Raw genomic sequence first — 21047 nt, forward strand, 5'->3', positions numbered from 1 at the left:
GGTCTAGAACCCCGGGATGAGACCGACCACGAGGTCGATCGCCTTGATACCGATGAAGGGGACGATGACGCCGCCCAGCCCGTAGACGAGCAGGTTGCGTCCGAGCACGGACGATGCCGAGGCGGCGCGGTAGCGCACACCCCGCAGCGACAGCGGGATGAGCGCCACGATGACGAGCGCGTTGAACACGACGGCCGACAGGATCGCCGACGCCGGGCTGTGCAGCCCCATGACGTTGAGCGCCGCGAGGCCGGGGAACGCCGCCTGGAACATCGCCGGGATGATCGCGAAGTACTTCGCGACGTCGTTGGCGATCGAGAACGTGGTGAGCGCCCCGCGGGTGATGAGCAGCTGCTTGCCGATCCGGACGACGTCGATGAGCTTCGTCGGGTCGGAGTCGAGGTCGACCATGTTGCCGGCCTCCTTCGCAGCGGTGGTGCCGGTGTTCATCGCGACGCCGACGTCGGCCTGCGCCAGGGCGGGGGCGTCGTTCGTGCCGTCACCGGTCATCGCGACGAGGTTCCCGCCCTCCTGTTCCTTCCGGATGTAGGCGAGCTTGTCCTCGGGCGTGGCCTCGGCGAGGAAGTCGTCGACGCCGGCCTCGGCGGCGATCGCGGCCGCGGTGCGGGGGTTGTCGCCGGTGATCATCACCGTGCGGATGCCCATCGACCGCAGCTCCGCGAAGCGCTCGGCCATGCCGTCCTTCACGACGTCCTTCAGGTGCACGACCCCGAGCAGGTCGACGGCGCCCGAGGCCGAGCGACGGCCGACGACGAGCGGCGTCCCGCCCTGGTCGGAGATCTCGGCGACCGCGGTGTCGACCGCGGCGACCACGGCGGCGTCGGCAGACCCCGCCCAGGCGAGCACGGCGGCCGCTGCACCCTTGCGGATCTGCGATCCGTCGGCCAGGTCGAGCCCGGACATGCGGGTCTGCGCGGTGAAGGGCACCTCGACCGCACCCGCCGGGGTGCCGGGCGTGATGCCGTCCTGCTCGGCGAGCGTGACGATGGAGCGGCCCTCCGGCGTGCTGTCCGCGGCGCTCGACAGGGCTGCGGCCTCCATGAGCGTCGCGACCGTGACGCCCGGGACGGGCACCACGCGCGATGCCTGCCGGTTGCCGTACGTGATCGTGCCGGTCTTGTCGAGGAGCAGCGTGGTGATGTCCCCGGCCGCCTCGACCGCGCGCCCGGACATCGCGAGCACGTTGTGCTGCACGAGCCGGTCCATGCCGGCGATGCCGATCGCCGAGAGCAGCGCGCCGATGGTGGTCGGGATGAGGCAGACGAGCAGGGCGATGAGCACCGGCACGCTGACGGTCGCACCGACGAGGCCGGCGATGGGCTGCATCGTCAGGCAGACGATCACGAAGACGATCGACAGCGACGCCAGCAGGATGTTCAGCGCGATCTCGTTCGGCGTCTTCTGCCGCGCGGCACCCTCGACGAGCCGGATCATCCGGTCGATGAAGGTCTCGCCGGGCGTCGAGGTGATGCGCACGACGATCCGGTCGGACAGCACCCGCGTCCCACCGGTGACGGCGCTGCGGTCGCCACCGGACTCGCGGATGACGGGCGCCGACTCGCCCGTGACCGCGGACTCGTCGACGCTGGCGATGCCCTCGACCACGTCACCGTCGCCGGGGATGACCTCGCCGGCGACGACCACCACGACGTCGCCCTTCGCGAGGTCCACCGAGGCGACCTCCTCGGTGTCGTTCGACAGTGCGGCGGCGTCGGACGCGTCCCATCGCAGCACCCGGCGGGCGCTGGTCGTCGAACGGGTCTTCCGCAGGGTGTCGGCCTGCGCCTTGCCCCGGCCCTCGGCGACGGCCTCGGCCAGGTTCGCGAAGACGACGGTCAGCCAGAGCCACACCGCGATCGCGGCGGTGAACACCGACGGCTCGACGAACGCGGTCACGGTGGTGAGCGCGGCGCCGACCTCGACGATGAACATGACCGGGTTGCGCCACATCAGGCGCGGGTCGAGCTTGCGGAGGGCGCCCGGGAGGCCCGCCGCCAGTTGACGGGGACCGAACGCGGACGATCGGGTGACCGGCCGGGAGGCGCTGCTCGCCTCCGGCGCGCTGGTCACGGTGGACGAGGGGGTCGGGGTGGACACGGGTTCGGTTCCCATCAGGAGAGGGCCTCCGCGAGCGGGCCCAGGGCGAGCACGGGGAAGTAGGTGAGTGCGGTGACGATCACGGCGACGGCACCGAGCAGGCCGATGAACAGCGGCCGGTGCGTCGGCAGGGTGCCGACGGTCGCGGGCACCTTGTCCTGTGCGGCCAGGGAGCCGGCGAGCGCCAGGACGAGCGCGATCGGGATGAACCGGCCGAGCAGCATCACGACGCCGAGCGCCGAGTTCATCCACGTGGTGTTCGCGGTGAGACCGCCGAACGCCGAGCCGTTGTTGTTCGCGCCGGAGGTGAAGGCGTAGAGCAGCTCGGACAGCCCGTGGTTGCCGGGGTTGAAGATGCTCGTGCCGAGGACCTGCTCACGGACACCCGGGATCACCAGGGACAGTCCGGTGCCGAGCAGCACCAGGGTCGGCGTGACGAGGATGTACAGCGCCGCGAAGGTCATCTCACGGGCGCGGATCTTCTTGCCGAGGTACTCCGGGGTCCGGCCGACGAGCAGTCCGCCGATGAACACCGTGATCACGGCGAGCACGAGCATGCCGTACAGGCCGGAGCCGACGCCGCCGGGGCTGATCTCGCCGAGCATCATGTTGAGGAGCGCCATCATCCCGCCGATCGGCGTGAAGCTGTCGAACATGCCGTTCACGGCGCCCGTCGACGTGGCGGTCGAGGTCGTGCCGAAGAGCGTCGTGCCGAGGATGCCGAAGCGCATCTCCTTGCCCTCCATCGCCGCACCGGCCGCCTGCGTGGCGCTGCCGCCGCCCGCGAGCTCGGCGATCGACATCACCGAGAGCGACACGAGGAAGATCGCGCCCATCACCGCGAGGATCGCGTACCCCTGTCGGTCGTCCCCGACGAGCCGCCCGAACGTGCGGGGCAGCGAGAACGGGATGACGAGCATGAGGAAGACCTCGACGAGGTTCGTCCACGCCTGCGGGTTCTCGAACGGGTGCGCCGAGTTCGCGTTGAAGTAGCCGCCGCCGTTCGTGCCGAGCTCCTTGATCGCCTCCTGCGACGCGACGAAGCCGTCGGGGATGTGCTGGGTGCCACCCGCGAGCGTGGCGATGTCCGTGCCGCTGCCCCACGACTGCACGACGCCGCCGGCGACCAGGACGATCGCGAAGACGAACGCCCCGGGGAGCAGGAGCCGGCCGGTGCCGCGGACGACGTCGACCCAGACGTTGCCGAGCGTGCCGCTCCTCCGCCGTGCGAACCCGCGCACCAGGGCCACGGCGACCGCGAGCCCGACCGCGGCGGACAGGAAGTTCTGCACCGCGAGCCCTGCCATCTGCACGGAGTACCCCACGGTGGCCTCGGGCGAGTACGACTGCCAGTTGGTGTTCGCGACGAAGGACGCGGCGGTGTTGAACGCGAGCGACGGGCCGACGTTCGGCAGCCCGAGGTCACCGGGCAGCACGACCTGGATGCGCTGCAGCAGGTAGACGAGCAGCACGCCGACGGCGCTGAAGAGCAGCACGCCGCGCAGGTACGCGGGCCAGGACTGCTCGGCGTCGGGGTCCACACCGATCACGCGGTAGACGCCGCGCTCGATGCGGGCGTGCTCCGTGGGCGTGTAGACACGCGCCATCCAGTCACCGACCGGGCGGTACGCGACCACGAGGAGCAGGACGAGGGTGGCGACCTGGGCGATCCCGGCCCAGGTGTCGGCAGCGCTCATCAGAACCGCTCCGGGTGCACGAGCGCCCACACGAGGTAGACGACCGAGGCGATGCCGAGGACGGCGGCGGCGATGGTGACGACGATCACAGCCGCTCCACCCCCTTGGCGATGAGTGCCACGACACCGAACACGGCGAGGACACCGGCGACGACGAAGACGTCGAACACGAAGGACTCCGTTGGTTGCTGCGGGTCCGACGCCGGGCGGCGCGGACCGCACCACGTGGGGTGCGGTACCGATGCTGGTTCCGGCCGTGTGCCTCCAGGCCGGTCCTCACGGAATCCTCACGCCGTCCTGACGGACGCATGCACCGCCCTAACGCGCAGGGCACGAGGGAGCTTCACCGTTGCCCGCCGTGGACGGCTCGGCTATCCTCGGAGCATCACGATCGGCCCGCTCGCCTCACGGCTCGGGCCGATTTTCTTGTCTCGGGGTGGGAGGACGAGGTGTCGTACGCGAAACCGTGGCTGTCGATCGACGAGCAGATCGCGTTGCTGCGCGAGCGGGGTCTGTCCATCGAGGACCACGACCGCGCGGCAGCAGCGCTCCGCGAGAGCGGCTACTACCGCCTGAGCGGCTACCTCCACCCGTTCCGTGTCTCCGGAACGGAGATCGACGAGAGCGGACGCCACACCACCGTCGTGCTCGAGCAGTACCGTCCCGGTGCCGACCTGGACGCAGCCTGCGAGCTGCTCACCTTCGATCGGTCGCTGCGCCTGCTCGTCCTCGAGGCGGTCGAGCGCTTCGAGGTCGCCTTCCGGACGTGCCTTGCACACGTCCTCGGGGCGGTGTCTCCGTTCGCCCACGAAGATCCAGCGATCTTCAACACGGCCTTCTGCGCACCGCGGAACGGGGACGACCCGAGGAGCGAGCACGCTCGGTGGCTCGACCGTCTGGAGGACCGGAAGACCCGGTCGGACGAGTCGTTCGTCGCGCACTTCCGCGAACACTACGACGGTCGGATGCCCATCTGGGTGATCGTCGAGCTGCTCGAGCTCGGCCAGGTGTCACGCCTCTACGGAGGACTGCGGAACGACCTCGCGACGGAGGTCGCTGCATCCTTCGCCGTCCCGACGAAGCAGCTGATGCGGAGTTGGCTCGCCTCGGTCAACTACGTCCGCAACGTCGCGGCCCACCATTCGCGACTCTTCAACCGCAAGCTCGTCGCCGCACCGAAGCGGGCGAGCGCAGAGCAGGTCCCAGCGCTCGCACACCTCGTGGTCGGCCGGGCACCGAAACGCTTCGGCGTGTACGAGGTCCTGGCAGTCCTGGCGTACCTGCTCGATTCCGTGCCGTCGAACGTCGACTGGAAGGTCCGTACCGCAGAACTCCTGTCCGCGTTCCCGGCGGTCGACGGGATCGACGTCGGTTCGATGGGTCTCGTCCCCGCCTGGCTCGACGAGCCGATCTGGAGCCGACGCCTGAGGGAGGACGGTCCGGTCAGTCCCTGAACGATCGGCGCAGTCGGGTGGCGAGCGCGTCGACAGCAGCACGCAGTTCCTCCGGCCCCTCGACCACGAACGGCACCGTCAGCCCGGCGATCGCGCCGGCGAGACCGTCCCACGACCAGGACCCGAGCGTCAGCCGTCGACGGTCGTCGTCGGCATCCTCGAGCACGGCGTCCTCCGGCAGGAACGGGGCGACCCGCGCGGCGTCGGCAGCGGTCAGCGAGACCGACCCGGTGCACGGCCACGCGTCGTCGCGGTCGGACCCCTTGAAGCGGGCCGCCACGAAGGCTGCCACGTCCCCACCGGGTACGGGTCGCTGCACGAACGGCAGCCGCGTCCGCATCCGCGGGGTGATCCGGTCCACCCGGTAGGTCCGCCAGTCGTCGTGCTCGGGCTCCCACGCCAGCAGGTACCACCGACCGTGCCGGGCGACCACCGCGTGCGGTTCGACCCTGCGGGGACGGTCGTCCGTGCCGTACCCGAACCGGAACACCTCGTGGCGCTGCACGGCCTCGCTGACGGCCACCAGCACGTCCGGATCGACCCGCTGGGCGGACGATCCCACGACGGCATCCACCAGGTCCACCCGGTTCCGGAGCCGTTCGGGCATGACCTGTCGCACCGTCGCGAGCGCGCGGGTGGCGGCCTCGGCGATGTCGGCACCCGATGCCGGCGCCACCGCGAGGGCGAGGGCGATCGCCACCGCCTGGTCGTCGTCGAACAGCAGCGGCGGCAGGTCCGATCCGGCGGCGAGTCGGTAGCCGCCGGCCGGACCGCGGACGGAGTCGATGCGGTAGCCGAGGTCCCGGAGGCGGTCGACGTCGCGGCGGAGGGTGCGCGGACTCACGGTCAGGCGACCGGCGAGCTCGTCGCCCGTCCACTCCCGGTGCACCTGCAGCAGGGAGAGCAGCGCGAGCATGCGCGAGGAGGGTCCGGACACGTCGTCCATCCTCGTCGGAGAAGCGGTCACGATCTGACCGCAACGCTCGCGACACTCGATCCATGAGCATCGAGACCACGACCCACCTCAACTTCGACGGACAGGCCCGCGAGGCCCTGGACCACTACGCATCCGCGTTCGGCGGCACCGTGACCGCCGCCACCTACGGCCAGATGGGCGCGTCCCAGGACCCCGCCTGGGCGGACCGCATCGTGTTCGGTCAGGTCAACACCGAGGCCGGCTTCCGGATCATGGCGTTCGACGTCTGGCCGGACCAGCCGTACGACCAGGGCACGAACGCCTGCTACGTCTTCGTGCACGGCGACGACGCCGACGAGGTCACCCGGTACTGGGAGGCGCTGTCCGAGGGTGCCGAGGTGCGACAGCCGCTCGCGCCCTCGCCGTGGGCCCCGCTCGCCGGGCAGCTGCGCGACCGGTTCGGCGTCGTGTGGCAGTTCGACGTGGCGGTGCCGCAGGGCTGACACCCGACCCCGGCACGTGGACGGCCGACGGCAGCGCCTCAGTGCTGCCTGGCGACCGTCCACGTGCTCACGGTCACGGCAGCCGTCACGGCCGCCGGCGCGAAGACCCGGTCCGGATCGACGTGGTGGTGGCTCGGGCCCATGTGCACCACGTCGTGCACGTCCTCCGCGGACAGCTCCATCGTCCACGTGAGGTCCTCGGACCCCTGCAGCGCGAACGTCGGCTCGAGCGACTCCCGCAGCCGCCGCTCCTTCTCCGGGTCCACCGCGATGGTCGCCTCGGCGAGTTCCGCCAGGTGTCCGGTCCGTGGCGTCACGACGACGAGCACGCCGTCCGGGTGGAGCACCCGCGCGTACTCCCGCTGGTTGCGCGGGGCGAAGACGTCCAGCACGACGGCCGCCGCGTCGTCGACGACCGGGAGGCGCTCGGTCACGTCCCCGACGACGGCGCCGGCCCGCGGGTGGACGCGTGCCGCCCGCCGGATGGCGACGGGTGACAGGTCCAGCGCGACCCCGAGGCGGGCAGCGACGGGGCCTGCCGGGGCCGAGCCGGGCCTCCCGGCCGACGCAGTCTCGTCCGGTCCGTCCGCGTCCAGCACGTGCGCGAGGTAGGTGCCGGGGCCGGAGCCGACGTCGAGGACGACGCCCGGCGCCTCCGTGGCGGCGACCACCGCGGCGAGCGCCCGCTCGACCGGTGCGTAGTGCCCCCGCCCGAGGAACCGGATCCGCGCGTCGACCATGTCCGGGGTGTCCGCGGTCAGGGCGCGGCGCTTTGCGGGCAGGAGCGTGAGGTGGCCCTGCTTCGCCTCGTCGAACCGGTGGCCGCCGGCGCAGCCGACCTGCCCGCCGTCGACACGGGCGAGGGGCTCGGCGCAGACGGGGCAGGCGAGCACGGGGAGCAGGTCGTCGCGCACCGACCCAGCGTACGGGCGTCGGTAGCCTGGCCCGATGGCACTGGAGCAGCTCTTCGGCCTCGACGGACGCCGTGCACTGGTCACCGGGGGCAGCTCCGGCATCGGTCGGGCGATCGCGCTCGCCCTCGCGGACGCGGGTGCCCACGTGCTGGTCGCCGCGCGCACGCGGGAGGCGATCGACGAGACCGTCGCGACGATCACCGCCGACGGCGGATCGGCCGCCGGTGTCGTCGCGGACCTGTCGACCCGGGCGGGCGCACACGCGCTCGCGGACGCCGTCGGCGAGGTGGACGTCCTCGTCAACTCGGCCGGCATCAACCTGCGACCGCCGATGCCGGACCTCGACGAGGGCACGTGGGACGCGACGATGGCCGTCAACCTCGACGCACCCTTCATGCTCGGCCAGCGGCTCGCGCCCGGCATGGCCGCACGCGGGTACGGCCGGATCATCGGCATCAGTTCGCAGCAGGCCCACCGCCCCTTCGCCGCGAGCGGCGCGTACGGGGTGTCGAAGGCCGGCCTGGAGGCACTGGCACGCTCCCAGGCGGAGGCCTGGTCGGGCAGCGGCGTCACCTCGAACGTCCTGGTCCCCGGCTTCGTGCAGACCGCGCTCAACAGGCGACTGTCCGCCGACCCCGAGCGGGTCGCGGCGCTCGCCGCGCGCACGCTCGTCGGACGCAACGGCGAGCCGTCGGACTTCGCGGCCGTGGCGGTGTTCCTGGCCGGACCGGGGTCCGCGTACGTCACGGGCCAGTCGATCGCGGTCGACGGCGGCTTCTCGGTGCACTGACCCCGTGCACTGACCTCCGCGCCCTGACCTCCGCGCCCTGACCGCCGGGCACTGACCGCCGTGCGGCGGGCCGACGGTGGAAGCCGAGGTCTGCTCGGTAGCGTCGGTGCATGGCCGTCATCCACCGCGCAGAACTCCGACCGTCCAAGGCCGAGGCCCTCGCCGCCTGGCTGCCAGCGCAGCCGTGGAGCGGCCTCACCGCCGGTGCCGCCGTCGAGATCGTCACCCGCTTCCGGTTCGACGACCCCGAGGGCGAGGTCGGTGTCGAGGAGATCGTCGTGCGGACGCCCGAGGGACGGCTCCTGCACACGCCGCTGACCTACCGCGGCGCTCCGCTCGACGGCGCCCGGGGCTCCCTGGTGTGCGAGATGCACCACTCCGTGCTCGGGCAGCGCTGGGTGTACGACGCCGTCGCGGACCCGGTGTACGCCGACGTCCTGCGTCGTGCGATCGCCACCGGCGGGCACGAGGCGGAGCTCGAGCGCGCCGACGGCTCCGGACGGTTCGACAAGGAGGGCACGGCGGTCGGCAGCGGGTCGGCGCCGGACTCCCCCACGGTGACGTCGGCCACAGCCAGCACCGACGGGACCGAGACGACGGTGCGCACCGACCACGGCGACCTCGTCGTGCTGCGGGTGATCGGGCTGCCCGTGCCGGACGGCGAGACACTGACCGCGACCTGGCGCGACCGCTCGGCCGTCGTCGCGGTCCTGCCCGCCTGACGGACCCGGTCGCGGCCGCTCCGCGACGTGCCCCGTCCGGGGGACTCGGAGCTTCCGGGCGTCTGATTGCAATGTGCAACTTCAAGGCGGGACCGACTGGGTGGGGCTGCTCCCCGCCTCGGTGGTCACCGCCGCCGCCGACCACGACCTGAGCGGCCCCCTCGCCGACGACGAACGCGTGGCGATCGCCCGTGCCGTCCCGTCGCGGCGTGCCGAGTTCCGGACCGGCCGCCTGCTCGCCCGCCGCGCCCTGACGGCGATCGGCACCCCGGTGACGGCGCTGCCCGTGGGTCGGAGCGGGGCTCCCCGCTGGCCCGAGGGCGTGGTCGGTACGATCACCCACTGCCCCGGTCTGCGCGCCTGCGCCGTCGCCCGGCGCGACGACCACGCCGGCATCGGCATCGACGCCACCCCTGCGCGACCCCTGCCGCCCGGAGTGCTCCGACGCATCGCGGACGTCTCGGACGACCGTGTCGCACGGGGTCTCGCCGCACTCCGACGAACCGGGGTTGAGAGTCCGGACAGCGTCCTGCTCGCCGCGGCCGAGGCCGTCGCCAAGGCCCGCTCGGCCGCGCACGACGGCTGGTTCGGCATCGACGGTGCCCACGTGGAGCTGCGCCCGGACGGGACCTTCACGGCGAGCGCGCGTCGCGGCCCGGCGTTCGCGGCGACGGGACGGTGGGCAGTGGACCGGGGGACGGCGCGTGCGGGCATCGTGCTCGCCGCGCGCTGAGAGGCCGCGCGCGGGGGCGCGTCGGACGAACGAGGAAGGGAACCACCATGGTGCAGCAGGACGAGGACACCTCCGTCGAGGCGGTGTTCGACCGGTACGCCGACCGAACGGCGATCCGACAGCGGGACGGCGAGGTCGTCACCGACACGAGCTTCCGGGAGCTCCGGGACCGTGCGCGGGCCCTCGCGGCGGTGCTCGGCGGGTCCGTGGCCCCGGGTGACCGGATCGCGGTGCTCGGTCCGCCGAGCGCCGACGTCGTGACCCTCGAGCTCGCGTGCTCGGTGCTCGGCGCGGTGAGCGTGCCGCTGCAGACCAGCGCGGCCGTCGAGCAGCTCCGTGCGATCGTCGACGAGACGACGCCGGTGTGGCTGGGCGTCACCGCCGACCAGGCCGCGACGGCCCGGGCGGTCACCGACGCGGCCGCCACCGAGGTGCACACCGTCCTGCTCGACACGACGGGTGCGGCCGGCGGGGCGACCGGGGCCGAGGGCACCGACGGTGCGGCGGCGCTGCCGACGCTCGCCGACCTCGTGGCACGGGGCCGCGACCTGCCCCAGCCGACCCCGTGGCGACCGGCGCCCGACGAGGACCCGCTCGCCCTGCTGCTGTACACCTCGGGCAGCACCGGGACCCCGAAGGGCGCGATGTACACGCGGTCCATGGTCGAGCGGCTCTGGCACGCACTCCCGCCGGACCACCCGGACGCCGTGACCGTCGGCTACGCCTACCTCCCGCTGAGCCACCTGACCGGTCGCGCGGCGCTGCTCGCCACGCTCGGCCGCGGCGGCACCGTGGCGCTCGCGACCTCGACCGACCTGTCGGCCCTGTTCGAGGACCTGCGGGTCTACGCACCGACCGAGCTCGTGCTCGTCCCGCGGATCGCCGAGATGGTCCGCCAGGAGGGCGCCCGCGAGGAGCAGCGCCGGCTCGCGGCCGGAGCCACCGACGCCCCGGCCGTGCGTGCTCAGGTGCAGGACGACCTCCGGACACGTGCCTTCGGTGGTCGCGTCGGGCAGGCCGTCTGCGCCAGCGCCCCGCTCACGCCCGAGCTCCGCACGTACCTCGAGGAGTGCCTCGGCGTCCCGCTGCACGACCTGTACGGCTCGACCGAGGCGGGCAGCATCCTGCGCGACGGCGTGGTGCAGCAGCCACCGGTCACCGAGCACAAGCTGGTGGACGTCCCCGAGCTCGGGTACCGCACCACCGACCGACCGCACCCGCGCGGCGAGCTGCTCGTGAAGAGCACCGCGGTGATCCCCGGGTACTTCCGCCGCCCGGACGTCACCGCCGCGGTGTTCGACGAGGACGGGTTCTACCGGACCGGCGACGTGATGGCGCAGACCGGTCCGGACACGTACGAGTACCTCGACCGCCGGAACAACGTCATCAAGCTCTCGCAGGGCGAGTTCGTCGCGGTCTCGGCCCTCGAGGCGACCTTCGGTGGGACGCCGGAGGTCCGGCAGATCGCCCTGCACGGGGACAGCAGGCACGCGTTCCTCGTCGCGGTCGTCGTGCCGGTCGACCCGGAGGCCACGGAGGGCGACCTGCTCGCCGCCCTCCAGCGCACCGCCCGCGCCCACGGGCTCGCGCCGTACGAGGTGCCCCGAGCGATCGTCGTCGAACCGGACCCCTTCACGGTCGACAACGGCATGCTCTCCGATGCCCGCAAGCTCCTCCGCCCCCGGGTCACCGCCCGCTACGGGGACCGGTTCGCGGCGCTCTACGACGCGGTCGCCGAGCAGCAGAGCGGCACCCTCGTCGCGACCCTGCGCGAGCACGTGGGTGACGAACCGACCGTCGACACCGTCGTCCGTGCCGCCCGTGACCTGCTCGGTGCCGAGGTCAGCACCGAGACCGCCTCGGCCGCCCGGTTCTCGGACCTCGGCGGTGACTCGCTGTCGGCCCTGACGTTCTCCGGGGTCCTCGAGGACGTCTTCGAGACCGAGGTGCCCGTCGGTGTCATCACCGACCCGACGAACGACCTCGCGGCCGTGGCCGCGTACGTCGAGCGCTCGGCCGCCGACGACCGGCCGACCGTCGCCCGCGTGCACGGCGCCGACCCGACGGTGCTGCGAGCGTCGGACCTGCGGGTGGACCGCCTGCTCGGTGCGGTCCCCGCGCCGGTGGCACGCGCACCCCGCCCCACCGCGGACGGGCCGCGCACCGTCCTGCTCACCGGCGCGAACGGCTACCTCGGCCGCTTCACCGCGATGGACTGGCTCGAGCGGCTCGCACCGGTCGGCGGCACGCTGGTCTGCGTCGTGCGCGGGTCGGACGACGCCGCTGCCCGCCGTCGACTGGACGCGGCCTTCGCGGCCGATCCCGCGTTCGCCGACCGGTTCGCCGAGCTCTCGGGGTCGCTCGAGGTGGTCGCCGGGGACGTCAGCGAGCACCTGCTCGGCCTCGAGGAACCGCGGTGGGAGGACCTCGCCGCGCGGGTCGACCTCGTCACGCACGCCGCCGCCCTGGTGAACCACGTCCTGCCGTACACCGCGCTGTTCGGGCCAAACGTCGTCGGCACCGCCGAGGTCGTCCGGCTCGCGATCGCCGCCGGGAGCGTGCCCGTCACCTTCGTGTCGAGCGTCGCCGTCGCCGGTGGAGCCCGCCCGAGCGCGACCGAGGACGTCGCCCCCGACGCCCCCGCGGCACTCGACGAGCGAGCGGACCTCCGGTCGACGATCCCCGAGTGGACGATCGCCGGCGAGTACGCGAACGGGTACGGCGCGAGCAAGTGGGCGAGCGAGGTGCTGCTCCGCGAGGCGCACGAGCAGCACGGCGTCCCCGTCGCGGTGTTCCGCTCCGACATGGTGCTGGCGCACCCGCGCTGGCGCGGCCAGGTGAACCTGCCCGACGTGTTCACCCGTCTGGTCTGGAGCGTGCTCGCGACCGGGCTGGCACCCGTGTCCTTCGTGCAGCGGACCCCGGACGGCCGGGTGCAGCGCTCGCACTACGACGGCCTGCCCGCCGACTTCACGGCCGCCGCGATCGACGCCATCGGCGCGTCGGTGGTCGACGGCCACCGGACGTTCAACGTCGTCAACCCGCACGACGACGGCGTCTCGCTGGACACCTTCGTCGACTGGCTGGTCGAGGACGGGTACGCGATCGAGCGGGTCGCGGACCACGCCGAGTGGGTCGAGCGCTTCCGGTCCGCACTCGAGGCGCTGCCGGACGAGGACCGTGCACGCTCGGTCCTGCCGCTGCTGCACGCGTTCGCGACCCCGGAGGTGCCGCACGCCGGGTCCGCGATCCCCGCGGACGCGTTCGCGGCCGCGGTCCGCTCGGTGCGTCCGCTCGGCTCACCGGACATCCCGTCGCTCGACCACGCGCTCGTCACCAAGGTGGCGGACGACCTGACGTTCCTCGGTCTGCTCGGCCCGGCCGCGTCGCCCACGCGCTGAGCACCGGACGGGAGGCGCGGTGCCGGTCCGGCACCGCGCCTCCCGTCCGTCACCCGGTCGCATCGGGCGTGACTGCCGGGCGCGGCCCGACGGGCACCGGCAGGGCCTCTCTGCGCACGGCGAGCTGCTGGCAGGATCGAGCGCGTGAAGACACTGGAGTTGCCACAGACCGACCTCACCGCGTCCGACGTCGTCGTCGGCCTCATGCGGATCAACGACATGAGCGACGAGGACATCCGCGAGCTGTACACCGCCTCGCGCGACGCCGGCGTCACGATGTTCGACCACGCCGCCGTGTACGGCGTCTGGCACGGGTGCGAGCAGCGCTTCGGTTCCGCCGTCACCCTGTCGCCGTCCGAGCGCGCCGACATCCAGCTGCAGACCAAGGTCGGCATCCGCCCGACGCCGGACGGCGCGTACTTCGACTTCTCGTACGAGCACATCATCGAGTCCGTGCACGAGTCCCTCGAGGCGCTGCGGACCGACTACGTGGACGTGCTGCTCCTGCACCGTCCCGACGCCCTCGTCGAGCCCGAGGAGGTCGCCCGGGCGTTCGACGAGCTGCACGCCGCCGGCAAGGTGCACCACTTCGGTGTCTCGAACCACACCCCCGGTCAGGTCGAGCTGCTGAAGCGGTCGGTGCGGCAGCCGCTCGCGTTCAACCAGGTGCAGCTGAGCATCACGCACGCCAACGTGATCACGCAGGGCCTGACGGCGAACATGGCCGGGCTCGACCAGTCGATCGACCGCGACAACGACATCCTCAACCACGCCCGCCTGAACGACGTCACGCTGCAGGCCTGGTCGCCGTTCCAGAAGGGCTTCTTCGACGGCGTCTTCCTCGGCGACCGCGAGCAGTACGCCGAGCTCAACGACGTGCTCGAGGAGCTCGCCTCGGCACACGGCGTCACCCCGACGGGGATCGCGGTCGCGTGGATCACCCGACACCCCGCGCACTTCCAGGTCGTCCTGGGCACGACGAACCCGCAGCGGGTGCGGGACTCGGCCGCGGGTTCCGACGTCCGGCTCTCGCGCGAGGAGTGGTACCGCGTCCTGACGGCGGCGGGGCACACCGTCCCCTGACCGTGCTGCGGGGCTGGGCCTGACCGTTCCGGGGCTCTGGGGGTCGGCCCTGACCGTGCCGGGCTCCGGGGCTGGGCCCTGACCGTGCCGGGCTCGGCACAACGGGGAGCACGTCGCGCCACGGAAGTCCGTGGTGTCGCGTGCTCCCCGTTGTGCTGACGCACGTCGTGCCCCCAGGCTGCTCGGCTCGGCTCGGCTCGGCTCGGTCGGGAGCGGGCGGCCGGTCAGTCGTCGGTGGTCGGGGCGCTCGGCACCCGCACGTCGACGGGTGAGACCCGTGACGGGTCGGCCGACGCGCCGCCGACGACGTCGAACGAGATGCCGAGCTCGGCGGCGGTGTCCTCGTCGAGCTCGAGTCCGTCCTCGGTGACCTGGTCCTCTGGGATGGCGCGACCCTTCGACGGGTCCCACGCGTTCGCGAACGACATGCGCACGAGCTTGCCGTCCCCGACCGACAGGACGCCGTGAGCGCCGTCGGCGGCACCGGCACCCCCTCCCCAGAGCGGGGGACACGCCTGACATTTCATCGTATCCGCATTACGATCCTCCTCGGTTTCGGAACGCAACACAGAGGAGTCCTGATTGGACGAGCGGCAGGGCAGCCGAGCAGCAGGACTCCGCGGACGGTCCGAGGAGGTCAGGGGCGGCCCCGGCGCACCCGTGGTCGTCTCCGTGCGGGACGTGTCGAAGCGGTTCACGATCCGCAAGGACAACTCGCTCAAGGAGCGGGTGGTCACCTTCGGCCGTGCAGGCCGCCGGCACAGCGAGGACTTCTGGGCGCTCCAGGGGGTCGACCTCGAGATCCCGGCCGGCAGCACGGTCGGCCTCATCGGACCGAACGGTTCCGGCAAGTCGACGCTGCTGAAGATGATCGGCGGCATCCTCGAGCCCACGACCGGCGTCGTCGAGCGCCGCGGTCGCCTCGCCGCCCTCATCGAGCTCGGCGCCGGGATGCACCCCGACCTGACCGGCCGCGAGAACGTCTACCTGAACGCGTCGGTGCTCGGCATCCCCCGCGACGAGGTCGACGCCCGGTTCGAGGCGATCCTCCAGTTCTCCGGCATCGGTGACTTCATCGACACGCAGGTGAAGTTCTACTCGTCGGGCATGTACGTCCGGCTCGCCTTCGCCGTCGCGATCAACACCGACCCCGACGTGCTGCTGGTGGACGAGGTGCTGGCCGTCGGCGACGAGCAGTTCCAGAAGAAGTGCATCGACAAGATCAAGGAGTTCCAGGCGCAGGGCCGCACGATCGTGCTCGTGTCGCACTCGCTCGGCCAGGTCCAGGAACTCTGCGACACCGCGGTCGTCCTCCACCACGGCGAGGTCAAGTACCACGGGCCCGCCCGCGAGGCGGTGCAGAACTTCCGCGAGATCCTCGAGGGCCGCCGACTCGCCGAGGCCGAGGCCGAGGACCCCGACCAGGACCCCACGCCGGGCAGGGTCACGGACGTCGACGTCCGCGTCCCAGGACGCGAGCCGCAGGAGATCGTCCGCCCGGGAGACCCGCTGCGCATCACGGTCCGCTACGAGCACGCGACGCCGCTCGACCGCTGGAACGCCGGGTTCCTCATCGAGAACTCGCTCGGCAACCTCGTGTACGGCACCGACACGGGTCGCGTGGAGAAGGTCCTCTCGCCGCTCGACGGCTCCGCGACGGTCAGGTTCGACCTGGACGCCGTCGTGTTCGGGAACGGACCGCACTTCGTGCACGCCTTCCTGTCGGACGAGCGCGGTGAGTACATCGCCCTCCGACGCGACGCCGCCCGGTTCGTCATGGAGGACGACCCGACCCACCTCGGCACCCACCGCATCCCGACCCTGATCAGCGAGGACCACACCGCATGACCCGACCGATGGTGACCATCCAGTCGGTGCTCTACCACTCCGACACGGAGCGGGTGGAGCGCGCACTCGAGAGCCTCGACAACGCCGCACGCTGGGCACGGTTCGACGACCGCGTCGCCGGGGTCCGCGTGCGCTACGGCGACTGCTCACCGGCGGCGACCGTCGACCCGGCCCTGCTCGAGCGCTGGCGCCGGGCGACGCCGAACCTCGCCTCGCTCGACTACGTGTCCTTCGGCGAGAACCTCGGGCACGGCGGCGCGCAGAACCGCCTCGCGGCCGAGGACGACTCCGAGCTGCGCATCATGGCGAACCCCGACGTGATCATCACCGGGGACACGCTCAGCCAGTTGGTCGAGCGCATGGACGACACCACGATCGGCGCGGTCGAGGCGAAGCAGCTCCCCCTCGAGCACCCCAAGGACTACGACGTCCGGAGCGGCATCACCTCGTGGGTCGCCGGGGCCTTCTGCATGGTCCGCTCCGCGCTCTTCGACGAGCTCGGCGGGTACGACCACGAGTCGTTCTTCATGTACTGCGACGACGTCGACCTGTCCTGGCGCATCCGGGAGCGCGGCTTCGGCGTGGCGATCGTCCCCGCAGCCCTCGCGTTCCACGACAAGCGCATCGGGTCGACGAGCGGCGTCCTCGAGCCGACGTCCGCCGAACGGTACTACTCCGTGGAGTCCGCCCTGCTGCTCGCCGACAAGTGGTCCCGGCCCGACATCAGCGAGGACATCCTGCGGTTCTTCGACGCGAACCCGGAGCCGGAGGCCACGCGTGCGTGCGCCGAGTACCGGCGGCGGCGCGACGCCGGTCTGCTCGCGGACCGCCACGACCCCGACCACACGACCGCCGAATTCACCGGCGGCAACTACGCGGAACACCGGTACGGACTGTGAACGACGAGGCACGCTACGACAACGCCTACTCCGAGGAGAACACCTACGGGGCCGTCCTCCGCCTCCTGCGACGCTCCGTGGTCACGTCGAGCGAGCCGGCGGTCGTCCTCGACCTCGCCTGTGGCTACGGGGCCATCGCCGCGGCGGTCGAGGACCAGCTCGGCGCGACGTACGTCGGGGTCGACGTCGACGCGGACGCCGTGACGGCGCTGCGCGAGGGCGGCTTCGAGGCCCACGTGGGCGACGTCGGCGATCCCGAGGCGGTGCGCGTACTGCTGCGCGACGTCGTCGGCGACCGCCGCGTGCTCGGGGTCACCATGCTCGACGGGCTCGAGCACCTGCCCGCCGGACGGGCCGTGCTCGCCGAGGTGTCGACGTTCCTCCGCGACCACAGCGCTCCGCTCGTGCTCAGCGTGCCGAACAACACCCACCGCGACGTCGGGTTCAAGCTGGCGTTCGGCGCATGGGAGTACACCGACACCGGGCTGCTCGACGACACCCACGTCCACCTCTACAGCGAGCCCGAGCTCGAGCGCACGCTCCGTGCCGCCGGTCTGCACCGCACGGACCGCGAGGACTTCCTGCTGAGCAAGAGCGACCAGCACTTCCCGCTCGACCACCCGGCGCTCATGCGTGGCACCACCGTCAACCAGTGGATGAACGCGCTGCGTGACCAGGCCGCGCCGAACGCCCGCGTGAACCAGTTCGTCTGGGCCTGCCTGCCCGGGCCGGTCCCCGCCGCCGCGGTCACCCGGACGTCGACCGAGGACGACCCGTTCCTCACGGTCGTGATCCGGACGCAGGGGCGTCGTCCGCAGCAGCTCGCCGAGGTGTTCTCCTGCCTGGCGGGCCAGACGGACCAGGACTTCGAGGTGCTCATCATCGGCCACCACGTCGACGTCGCGACGCAGATCGTGCTCGAGCGGTTGATCGAACGCCAGCCGCCGTCGATCGCCGGCCGCACCCGCTTCGTCAAGGTCGACCACGGCTCGCGCGCCACGCTCCTCAACGAGGGCTTCCGACTGGCGACCGGGCAGTACGTCGTGGCCCTGGACGACGACGACCTGGTCTTCGCGCACTGGGTCTCGGCCTTCCGGGACGTACACCGCAAGCACCCGGGGATGGTGCTCCGCAGCGTCGGGTCCCTGCAGGCGGCCGACGTCGTCAGCACGAGCGGCCACTGGGGCGTCCGTACCGAGGGGCCGATCACCCGGCCCTACGACGCCGAGTTCTCGATGGTGAAGCACCTCGTGCTGAACCAGACGCCGTTCATGACGGCGGCGTTCCCGCGCGGGCTCTTCACGAACCTCGGACTGCGCTTCGACGAGTCGCTGACCACGACCGAGGACTGGGACTACCTGCTCCGTGCCGCGTCGCTCGTCGGTGTCGCGGACTCCCTGCAGCTCACCGCGATATACCACACGTGGGTGTCGCAGGACGGCTCGCGCACCGACCACGACATCGCGGAGTGGCTGCTGAACCAGTACTCCGTCGACCGCAAGATCGACGCCCTGCCGATCCTGCTGCCGGCCGGCGAGACGCGGCGCATCCGCGAGCTGGTGAAGCTCGCCGAGCAGCCGGCTCCGCTCCCCGCACCCGTGGCGCAGGAGTCGTCCGTCGACCACGGTGAGCGCTTCGCCCTGGCGCAGCGGCTCATCTCCCTGCTGGAGTCGCGGTCGTGGCGCGTGAGCGCTCCGCTCCGGGCCGTCTCGCGCCTCCGCGGGACGAGCGGCCCCGTGCGGGCGTCGGCCTTCGTCGACCCGGCCACCGACGAGCAGATCCTGCGCGACGCGATCGACGCGGTGCTGCGGTCGCGCTCGTGGCGGTCGACCCGCTGGCTCCGGCGCGGCGGCGTCTGAGCCGCAGCACCACGACGGGCTGCCCCTGGATCGTCCGGGGGCAGCCCGTCGTCGCGTCAGCGGTCGTCAGCGGGTCGTCCGTCGTCCCCCTGCGGGCCGTCAGGGCGAGATCGGTCAGCCGTCTCGGGTCACCGGGCGACCGGGCCGCCGCCGGCCTCGTCCTCGTCCTGGTGCGGTGCCGGCGAGGTGCTCGGGTCGACCGAGTCAGGGCCGACGTCGGCGCCGCGGTCCTCCTCGACCTCGATCTCGGGCTGGCCGCTCCCGTCCACGGGGAGGTCGGCGCCGGGCTGCTGCGGATCGAACGGTGTGCTCATCGACATGCTCCGAGCGTGCTCCCGCGACGGTGGGCGTCGGCTCGACGCTGTCCGTCCACCGCGCCGGGGTCGGCAGCGACCGCGTCAGCCGCGGCCGGGGCCCGTCGCCGGCCCCTGGGTGAGCGACCCGACGGTGGTGTCGACCGTCGTGTCCGCCGCACCGGATCCCTTGCCCTTGCCGCTGTTGCTCCCGGGACCGTTGCCGTTGCCGTTGTTGCCCGCGCCGCCCTGCGGGGCCTCGACGGGGTTGGACGCCGGACCGCCCGGTTGGGGGCCGACGCTCGGGTCGTCGGCGGGCTGGCTCGGCTCCTGCGCGGGCTCGCTCGGCTGCTGCTCCTGACTGGGCTCCTGCGCCGGCTCGCTCGGCTCCTGCGCGGGTTCGCTCGGCTGCTGCTCCTCCTGGCTGGGCTGCTGCTCCGGCTCGCTCGTCTGCTTCTCCGTCGGCGACGAGGGCTCGCTGGAGTCGGTCGGCGCAGGCGTCGAGTCGTCTCCTCCGCCCAGCGCGATCAGCGCGACGCCGATCCCCGCGAGGACGAGGATCCCGACGACCACCGCGGTGATGATCCCCGCACGCCGTCGCTTCGGTCCGTCCGTACCGGGACCGCCCCGTCCGGCAGCCCCCGCTGGACCACCGGCTCCTCGCGACGCGGCACCACCGGCCACCGCACCACCGCCTGCAGCAGCGGCGGCGCCCGCTCCACCGGCGCCCCGCTGGGCACCGAGGACCGTCGTCGCGACGTCGTCCTGCGCGCCCGTCCGGTCGTACGCCCGGGTCGCGGCGTCGGCACCGCCGGCGGTCGGCATCGCCCGCGTGGCCTGGTCGCCGTCCGCAGCGCCCGGCACGGCCTGGGTGGCCTGGTCGGCGTGGGCTGCGTCCGGTCCCCCGGCACCGAGCGCGGCACCGGCGAGACCGGCTCCGGCACCGGCCGCTCCGCCGGCAGCACGGGTGAGCGTGCCGGGTCCGCCCGGGAGCAGCTGGGTCGCCGGTGCCGTCCCGTCGCGTTCGAGCGCACGGAGACGTCGGGCCGCCTCGGCCGCGGTCGGGCGCTCGGCCGGGTCCTGCGCCGTCATCACGTGCAGCAGCGTCCGCCACGCGGTGGGAAGGTGCTGGTCGATGTCGGGGCCCCGCGTGAGCCGCGCGGTGGCGGACTCGACGGCGGTGCCGGGGAACGGTCGTTCACCCGTCAGGCACTGCAGCAGGACGAGCCCGAGGGCGTAGACGTCGGCCTGACCGGTGACCTCGCGCCCGAGGACCTGCTCCGGTGAGATGTAGGCGGCGGTGCCGATGACGGTGCCGGTCCCGGTCACGCGGGCGGCGTCCCGGAGCAGCGCGATGCCGAAGTCGGCGAGCTTGACGTGCTGGCCGTCGCTCTCGAGCAGCACGTTCGCGGGCTTCACGTCGCGGTGCACGATGCCCTGCGCGTGCACGGCGGCGAGTCCCTCCGCGACCTGGGCGCCCGTGCGCGCGGTCGTCGTGGTGTCGAGCGGGCCCTCGCGCAGCCGGGTGTCCAGGTCGCTGCCGGGGACGAGCTCCATCACGAGGTACGAGTCGCCGTTGCCGTCGTCGAGTGCGGCGTCGTAGAGCGTGACGAGCGAGGGGCTGCGGAGCGCGGCCAGCGTGTGCATCTCGGCCTCGGCGCGCGCACGTTCGCCGTGGTCGACCGCGCCGATCCGGAAGACCTTGACGGCCACCTCGCGGCCGAGCTGCTCGTCGACGGCGCGGTAGACGGAGGCCATGCCGCCGTGACCGAGCGTGCCGGTGACGCGGTACCTGCCGCCGAAGACCCGTTCTTCCAT

The 21047-nt window shown here is 72.6% G+C and carries 18 protein-coding genes; 10 read left to right on the top strand and 8 right to left on the bottom strand.

From position 1 onward, the window contains the following. Positions 1-3: 3 nt before the first annotated feature. The 3 genes from kdpB to ACH0A8_RS13080 are packed head-to-tail and all read right to left on the bottom strand — an operon-like array spanning position 4 to position 3904. Positions 4-2133: a potassium-transporting ATPase subunit KdpB gene (gene kdpB, locus ACH0A8_RS13070; RefSeq protein ID WP_406907335.1), complete on the bottom strand. Its 2130-nt coding sequence runs from the start codon at positions 2131-2133 to the stop codon at positions 4-6. Next, positions 2133-3815: a potassium-transporting ATPase subunit KdpA gene (kdpA, locus tag ACH0A8_RS13075; protein ID WP_311205597.1), complete on the bottom strand. Its 1683-nt coding sequence runs from the start codon at positions 3813-3815 to the stop codon at positions 2133-2135. Before kdpA ends, kdpB begins: the two co-directional genes overlap by 1 nt. Beyond that, positions 3815-3904 (bottom strand): potassium-transporting ATPase subunit F, encoded by a 90-nt coding sequence (locus ACH0A8_RS13080; protein ID WP_058729515.1) that lies wholly within the window; start codon positions 3902-3904, stop codon positions 3815-3817. The genes kdpA and ACH0A8_RS13080 overlap by 1 nt, the downstream gene beginning before the upstream one ends. A 359-nt stretch (positions 3905-4263) precedes the next feature. Here ACH0A8_RS13080 and ACH0A8_RS13085 point away from each other — a divergent pair, with 359 nt between their 5' ends. Beyond that, entirely contained in the window at positions 4264-5268 is a 1005-nt protein-coding gene (locus ACH0A8_RS13085) for an Abi family protein (protein WP_406907336.1), read from the top strand. Here ACH0A8_RS13085 and ACH0A8_RS13090 read toward each other — a convergent pair. Then, positions 5258-6205, bottom strand: a complete 948-nt coding sequence (locus ACH0A8_RS13090) for a helix-turn-helix transcriptional regulator (RefSeq protein ID WP_406907337.1) — start codon at positions 6203-6205, stop codon at positions 5258-5260. The two genes, ACH0A8_RS13085 and ACH0A8_RS13090, sit on opposite strands and share 11 nt — an antisense overlap. A 62-nt stretch (positions 6206-6267) precedes the next feature. Between ACH0A8_RS13090 and ACH0A8_RS13095 the strand changes: the two genes are divergently transcribed. Continuing rightward, positions 6268-6687: a VOC family protein gene (locus tag ACH0A8_RS13095; protein WP_066657230.1), complete on the top strand. Its 420-nt coding sequence runs from the start codon at positions 6268-6270 to the stop codon at positions 6685-6687. 38 nt (positions 6688-6725) lie between these two features. On the opposite strand, the gene ACH0A8_RS13100 is transcribed toward ACH0A8_RS13095, so the two are convergent. Continuing rightward, complete coding sequence (locus tag ACH0A8_RS13100; RefSeq protein ID WP_406907338.1) at positions 6726-7601, bottom strand: putative RNA methyltransferase; 876 nt, start codon at positions 7599-7601, stop codon at positions 6726-6728. A gap of 34 nt (positions 7602-7635) precedes the next feature. On the opposite strand from ACH0A8_RS13100, the gene ACH0A8_RS13105 reads away from it, so the two are divergent. The 5 genes from ACH0A8_RS13105 (at position 7636) to ACH0A8_RS13125 (ending at position 14330) form a co-directional block, all read left to right on the top strand. Continuing rightward, the gene (locus ACH0A8_RS13105; RefSeq protein ID WP_400428695.1) at positions 7636-8391 is read left to right on the top strand and encodes an SDR family NAD(P)-dependent oxidoreductase; all 756 of its coding nucleotides are present in this window, start codon (positions 7636-7638) and stop codon (positions 8389-8391) included. Between the two features lie 110 nt (positions 8392-8501). Next, on the top strand, positions 8502-9113 hold the full coding sequence (locus ACH0A8_RS13110; RefSeq protein WP_066657243.1) for a CG0192-related protein: 612 nt from the start codon (positions 8502-8504) through the stop codon (positions 9111-9113). A 73-nt stretch (positions 9114-9186) separates the two neighbouring features. Continuing rightward, a complete protein-coding gene (locus tag ACH0A8_RS13115; protein ID WP_406907339.1) occupies positions 9187-9846 on the top strand; it encodes a 4'-phosphopantetheinyl transferase in 660 nt (219 codons plus the stop codon). 47 nt (positions 9847-9893) lie between these two features. Continuing rightward, positions 9894-13247: a carboxylic acid reductase gene (gene car, locus ACH0A8_RS13120; RefSeq protein WP_406907340.1), complete on the top strand. Its 3354-nt coding sequence runs from the start codon at positions 9894-9896 to the stop codon at positions 13245-13247. A gap of 144 nt (positions 13248-13391) precedes the next feature. Further along, on the top strand, positions 13392-14330 hold the full coding sequence (locus tag ACH0A8_RS13125; RefSeq protein ID WP_209684849.1) for an aldo/keto reductase family oxidoreductase: 939 nt from the start codon (positions 13392-13394) through the stop codon (positions 14328-14330). A 224-nt stretch (positions 14331-14554) separates the two neighbouring features. Here the strand turns inward: ACH0A8_RS13125 and ACH0A8_RS13130 are convergent, their stop codons facing one another. Then, on the bottom strand, positions 14555-14758 hold the full coding sequence (locus tag ACH0A8_RS13130; RefSeq protein ID WP_066657251.1) for a hypothetical protein: 204 nt from the start codon (positions 14756-14758) through the stop codon (positions 14555-14557). A 232-nt stretch (positions 14759-14990) separates the two neighbouring features. Between ACH0A8_RS13130 and ACH0A8_RS13135 the strand changes: the two genes are divergently transcribed. From ACH0A8_RS13135 to ACH0A8_RS13145, 3 genes are read left to right on the top strand one after another with little or no spacing between them, the layout of a single operon-like run. Then, a complete protein-coding gene (locus ACH0A8_RS13135; protein ID WP_406907355.1) occupies positions 14991-16178 on the top strand; it encodes an ABC transporter ATP-binding protein in 1188 nt (395 codons plus the stop codon). After that, the gene (locus tag ACH0A8_RS13140) at positions 16175-17077 is read left to right on the top strand and encodes a hypothetical protein (RefSeq protein ID WP_406907341.1); all 903 of its coding nucleotides are present in this window, start codon (positions 16175-16177) and stop codon (positions 17075-17077) included. Before ACH0A8_RS13135 ends, ACH0A8_RS13140 begins: the two co-directional genes overlap by 4 nt. Next, a complete protein-coding gene (locus ACH0A8_RS13145; RefSeq protein WP_406907342.1) occupies positions 17074-18936 on the top strand; it encodes a methyltransferase domain-containing protein in 1863 nt (620 codons plus the stop codon). Before ACH0A8_RS13140 ends, ACH0A8_RS13145 begins: the two co-directional genes overlap by 4 nt. Positions 18937-19064: 128 nt before the next feature. Here the strand turns inward: ACH0A8_RS13145 and ACH0A8_RS13150 are convergent, their stop codons facing one another. Both ACH0A8_RS13150 and ACH0A8_RS13155 read right to left on the bottom strand, forming a co-directional pair. Continuing rightward, positions 19065-19256, bottom strand: coding sequence for a hypothetical protein (locus tag ACH0A8_RS13150; RefSeq protein WP_406907343.1), 192 nt, complete (start codon positions 19254-19256; stop codon positions 19065-19067). A gap of 78 nt (positions 19257-19334) precedes the next feature. Next, positions 19335-21047, bottom strand: coding sequence for a serine/threonine-protein kinase (locus ACH0A8_RS13155; protein ID WP_406907344.1), 1713 nt, complete (start codon positions 21045-21047; stop codon positions 19335-19337).

The organism is Curtobacterium sp. 179-B 9B NHS (assembly GCF_045370965.1).
Classification (GTDB): Bacteria; Actinomycetota; Actinomycetes; order Actinomycetales; family Microbacteriaceae; genus Curtobacterium.

Excerpts from the sequence above, each read along its gene's own strand:
- ACH0A8_RS13140 (WP_406907341.1), top strand. The coding sequence starts at position 16,175 with ATGACCCGACCGATGGTGACCATCCAGTCGGTGCTCTACCACTCCGAC.
- kdpB (WP_406907335.1), bottom strand. The coding sequence starts at position 2,133 with ATGGGAACCGAACCCGTGTCCACCCCGACCCCCTCGTCCACCGTGACC.
- ACH0A8_RS13095 (WP_066657230.1), top strand. The coding sequence starts at position 6,268 with ATGAGCATCGAGACCACGACCCACCTCAACTTCGACGGACAGGCCCGC.
- car (WP_406907340.1), top strand. The coding sequence starts at position 9,894 with ATGGTGCAGCAGGACGAGGACACCTCCGTCGAGGCGGTGTTCGACCGG.
- ACH0A8_RS13110 (WP_066657243.1), top strand. The coding sequence starts at position 8,502 with ATGGCCGTCATCCACCGCGCAGAACTCCGACCGTCCAAGGCCGAGGCC.
- ACH0A8_RS13130 (WP_066657251.1), bottom strand. The coding sequence starts at position 14,758 with ATGTCGTTCGCGAACGCGTGGGACCCGTCGAAGGGTCGCGCCATCCCA.
- ACH0A8_RS13150 (WP_406907343.1), bottom strand. The coding sequence starts at position 19,256 with ATGTCGATGAGCACACCGTTCGATCCGCAGCAGCCCGGCGCCGACCTC.
- ACH0A8_RS13105 (WP_400428695.1), top strand. The coding sequence starts at position 7,636 with ATGGCACTGGAGCAGCTCTTCGGCCTCGACGGACGCCGTGCACTGGTC.
- ACH0A8_RS13155 (WP_406907344.1), bottom strand. The coding sequence starts at position 21,047 with ATGGAAGAACGGGTCTTCGGCGGCAGGTACCGCGTCACCGGCACGCTC.
- kdpA (WP_311205597.1), bottom strand. The coding sequence starts at position 3,815 with ATGAGCGCTGCCGACACCTGGGCCGGGATCGCCCAGGTCGCCACCCTC.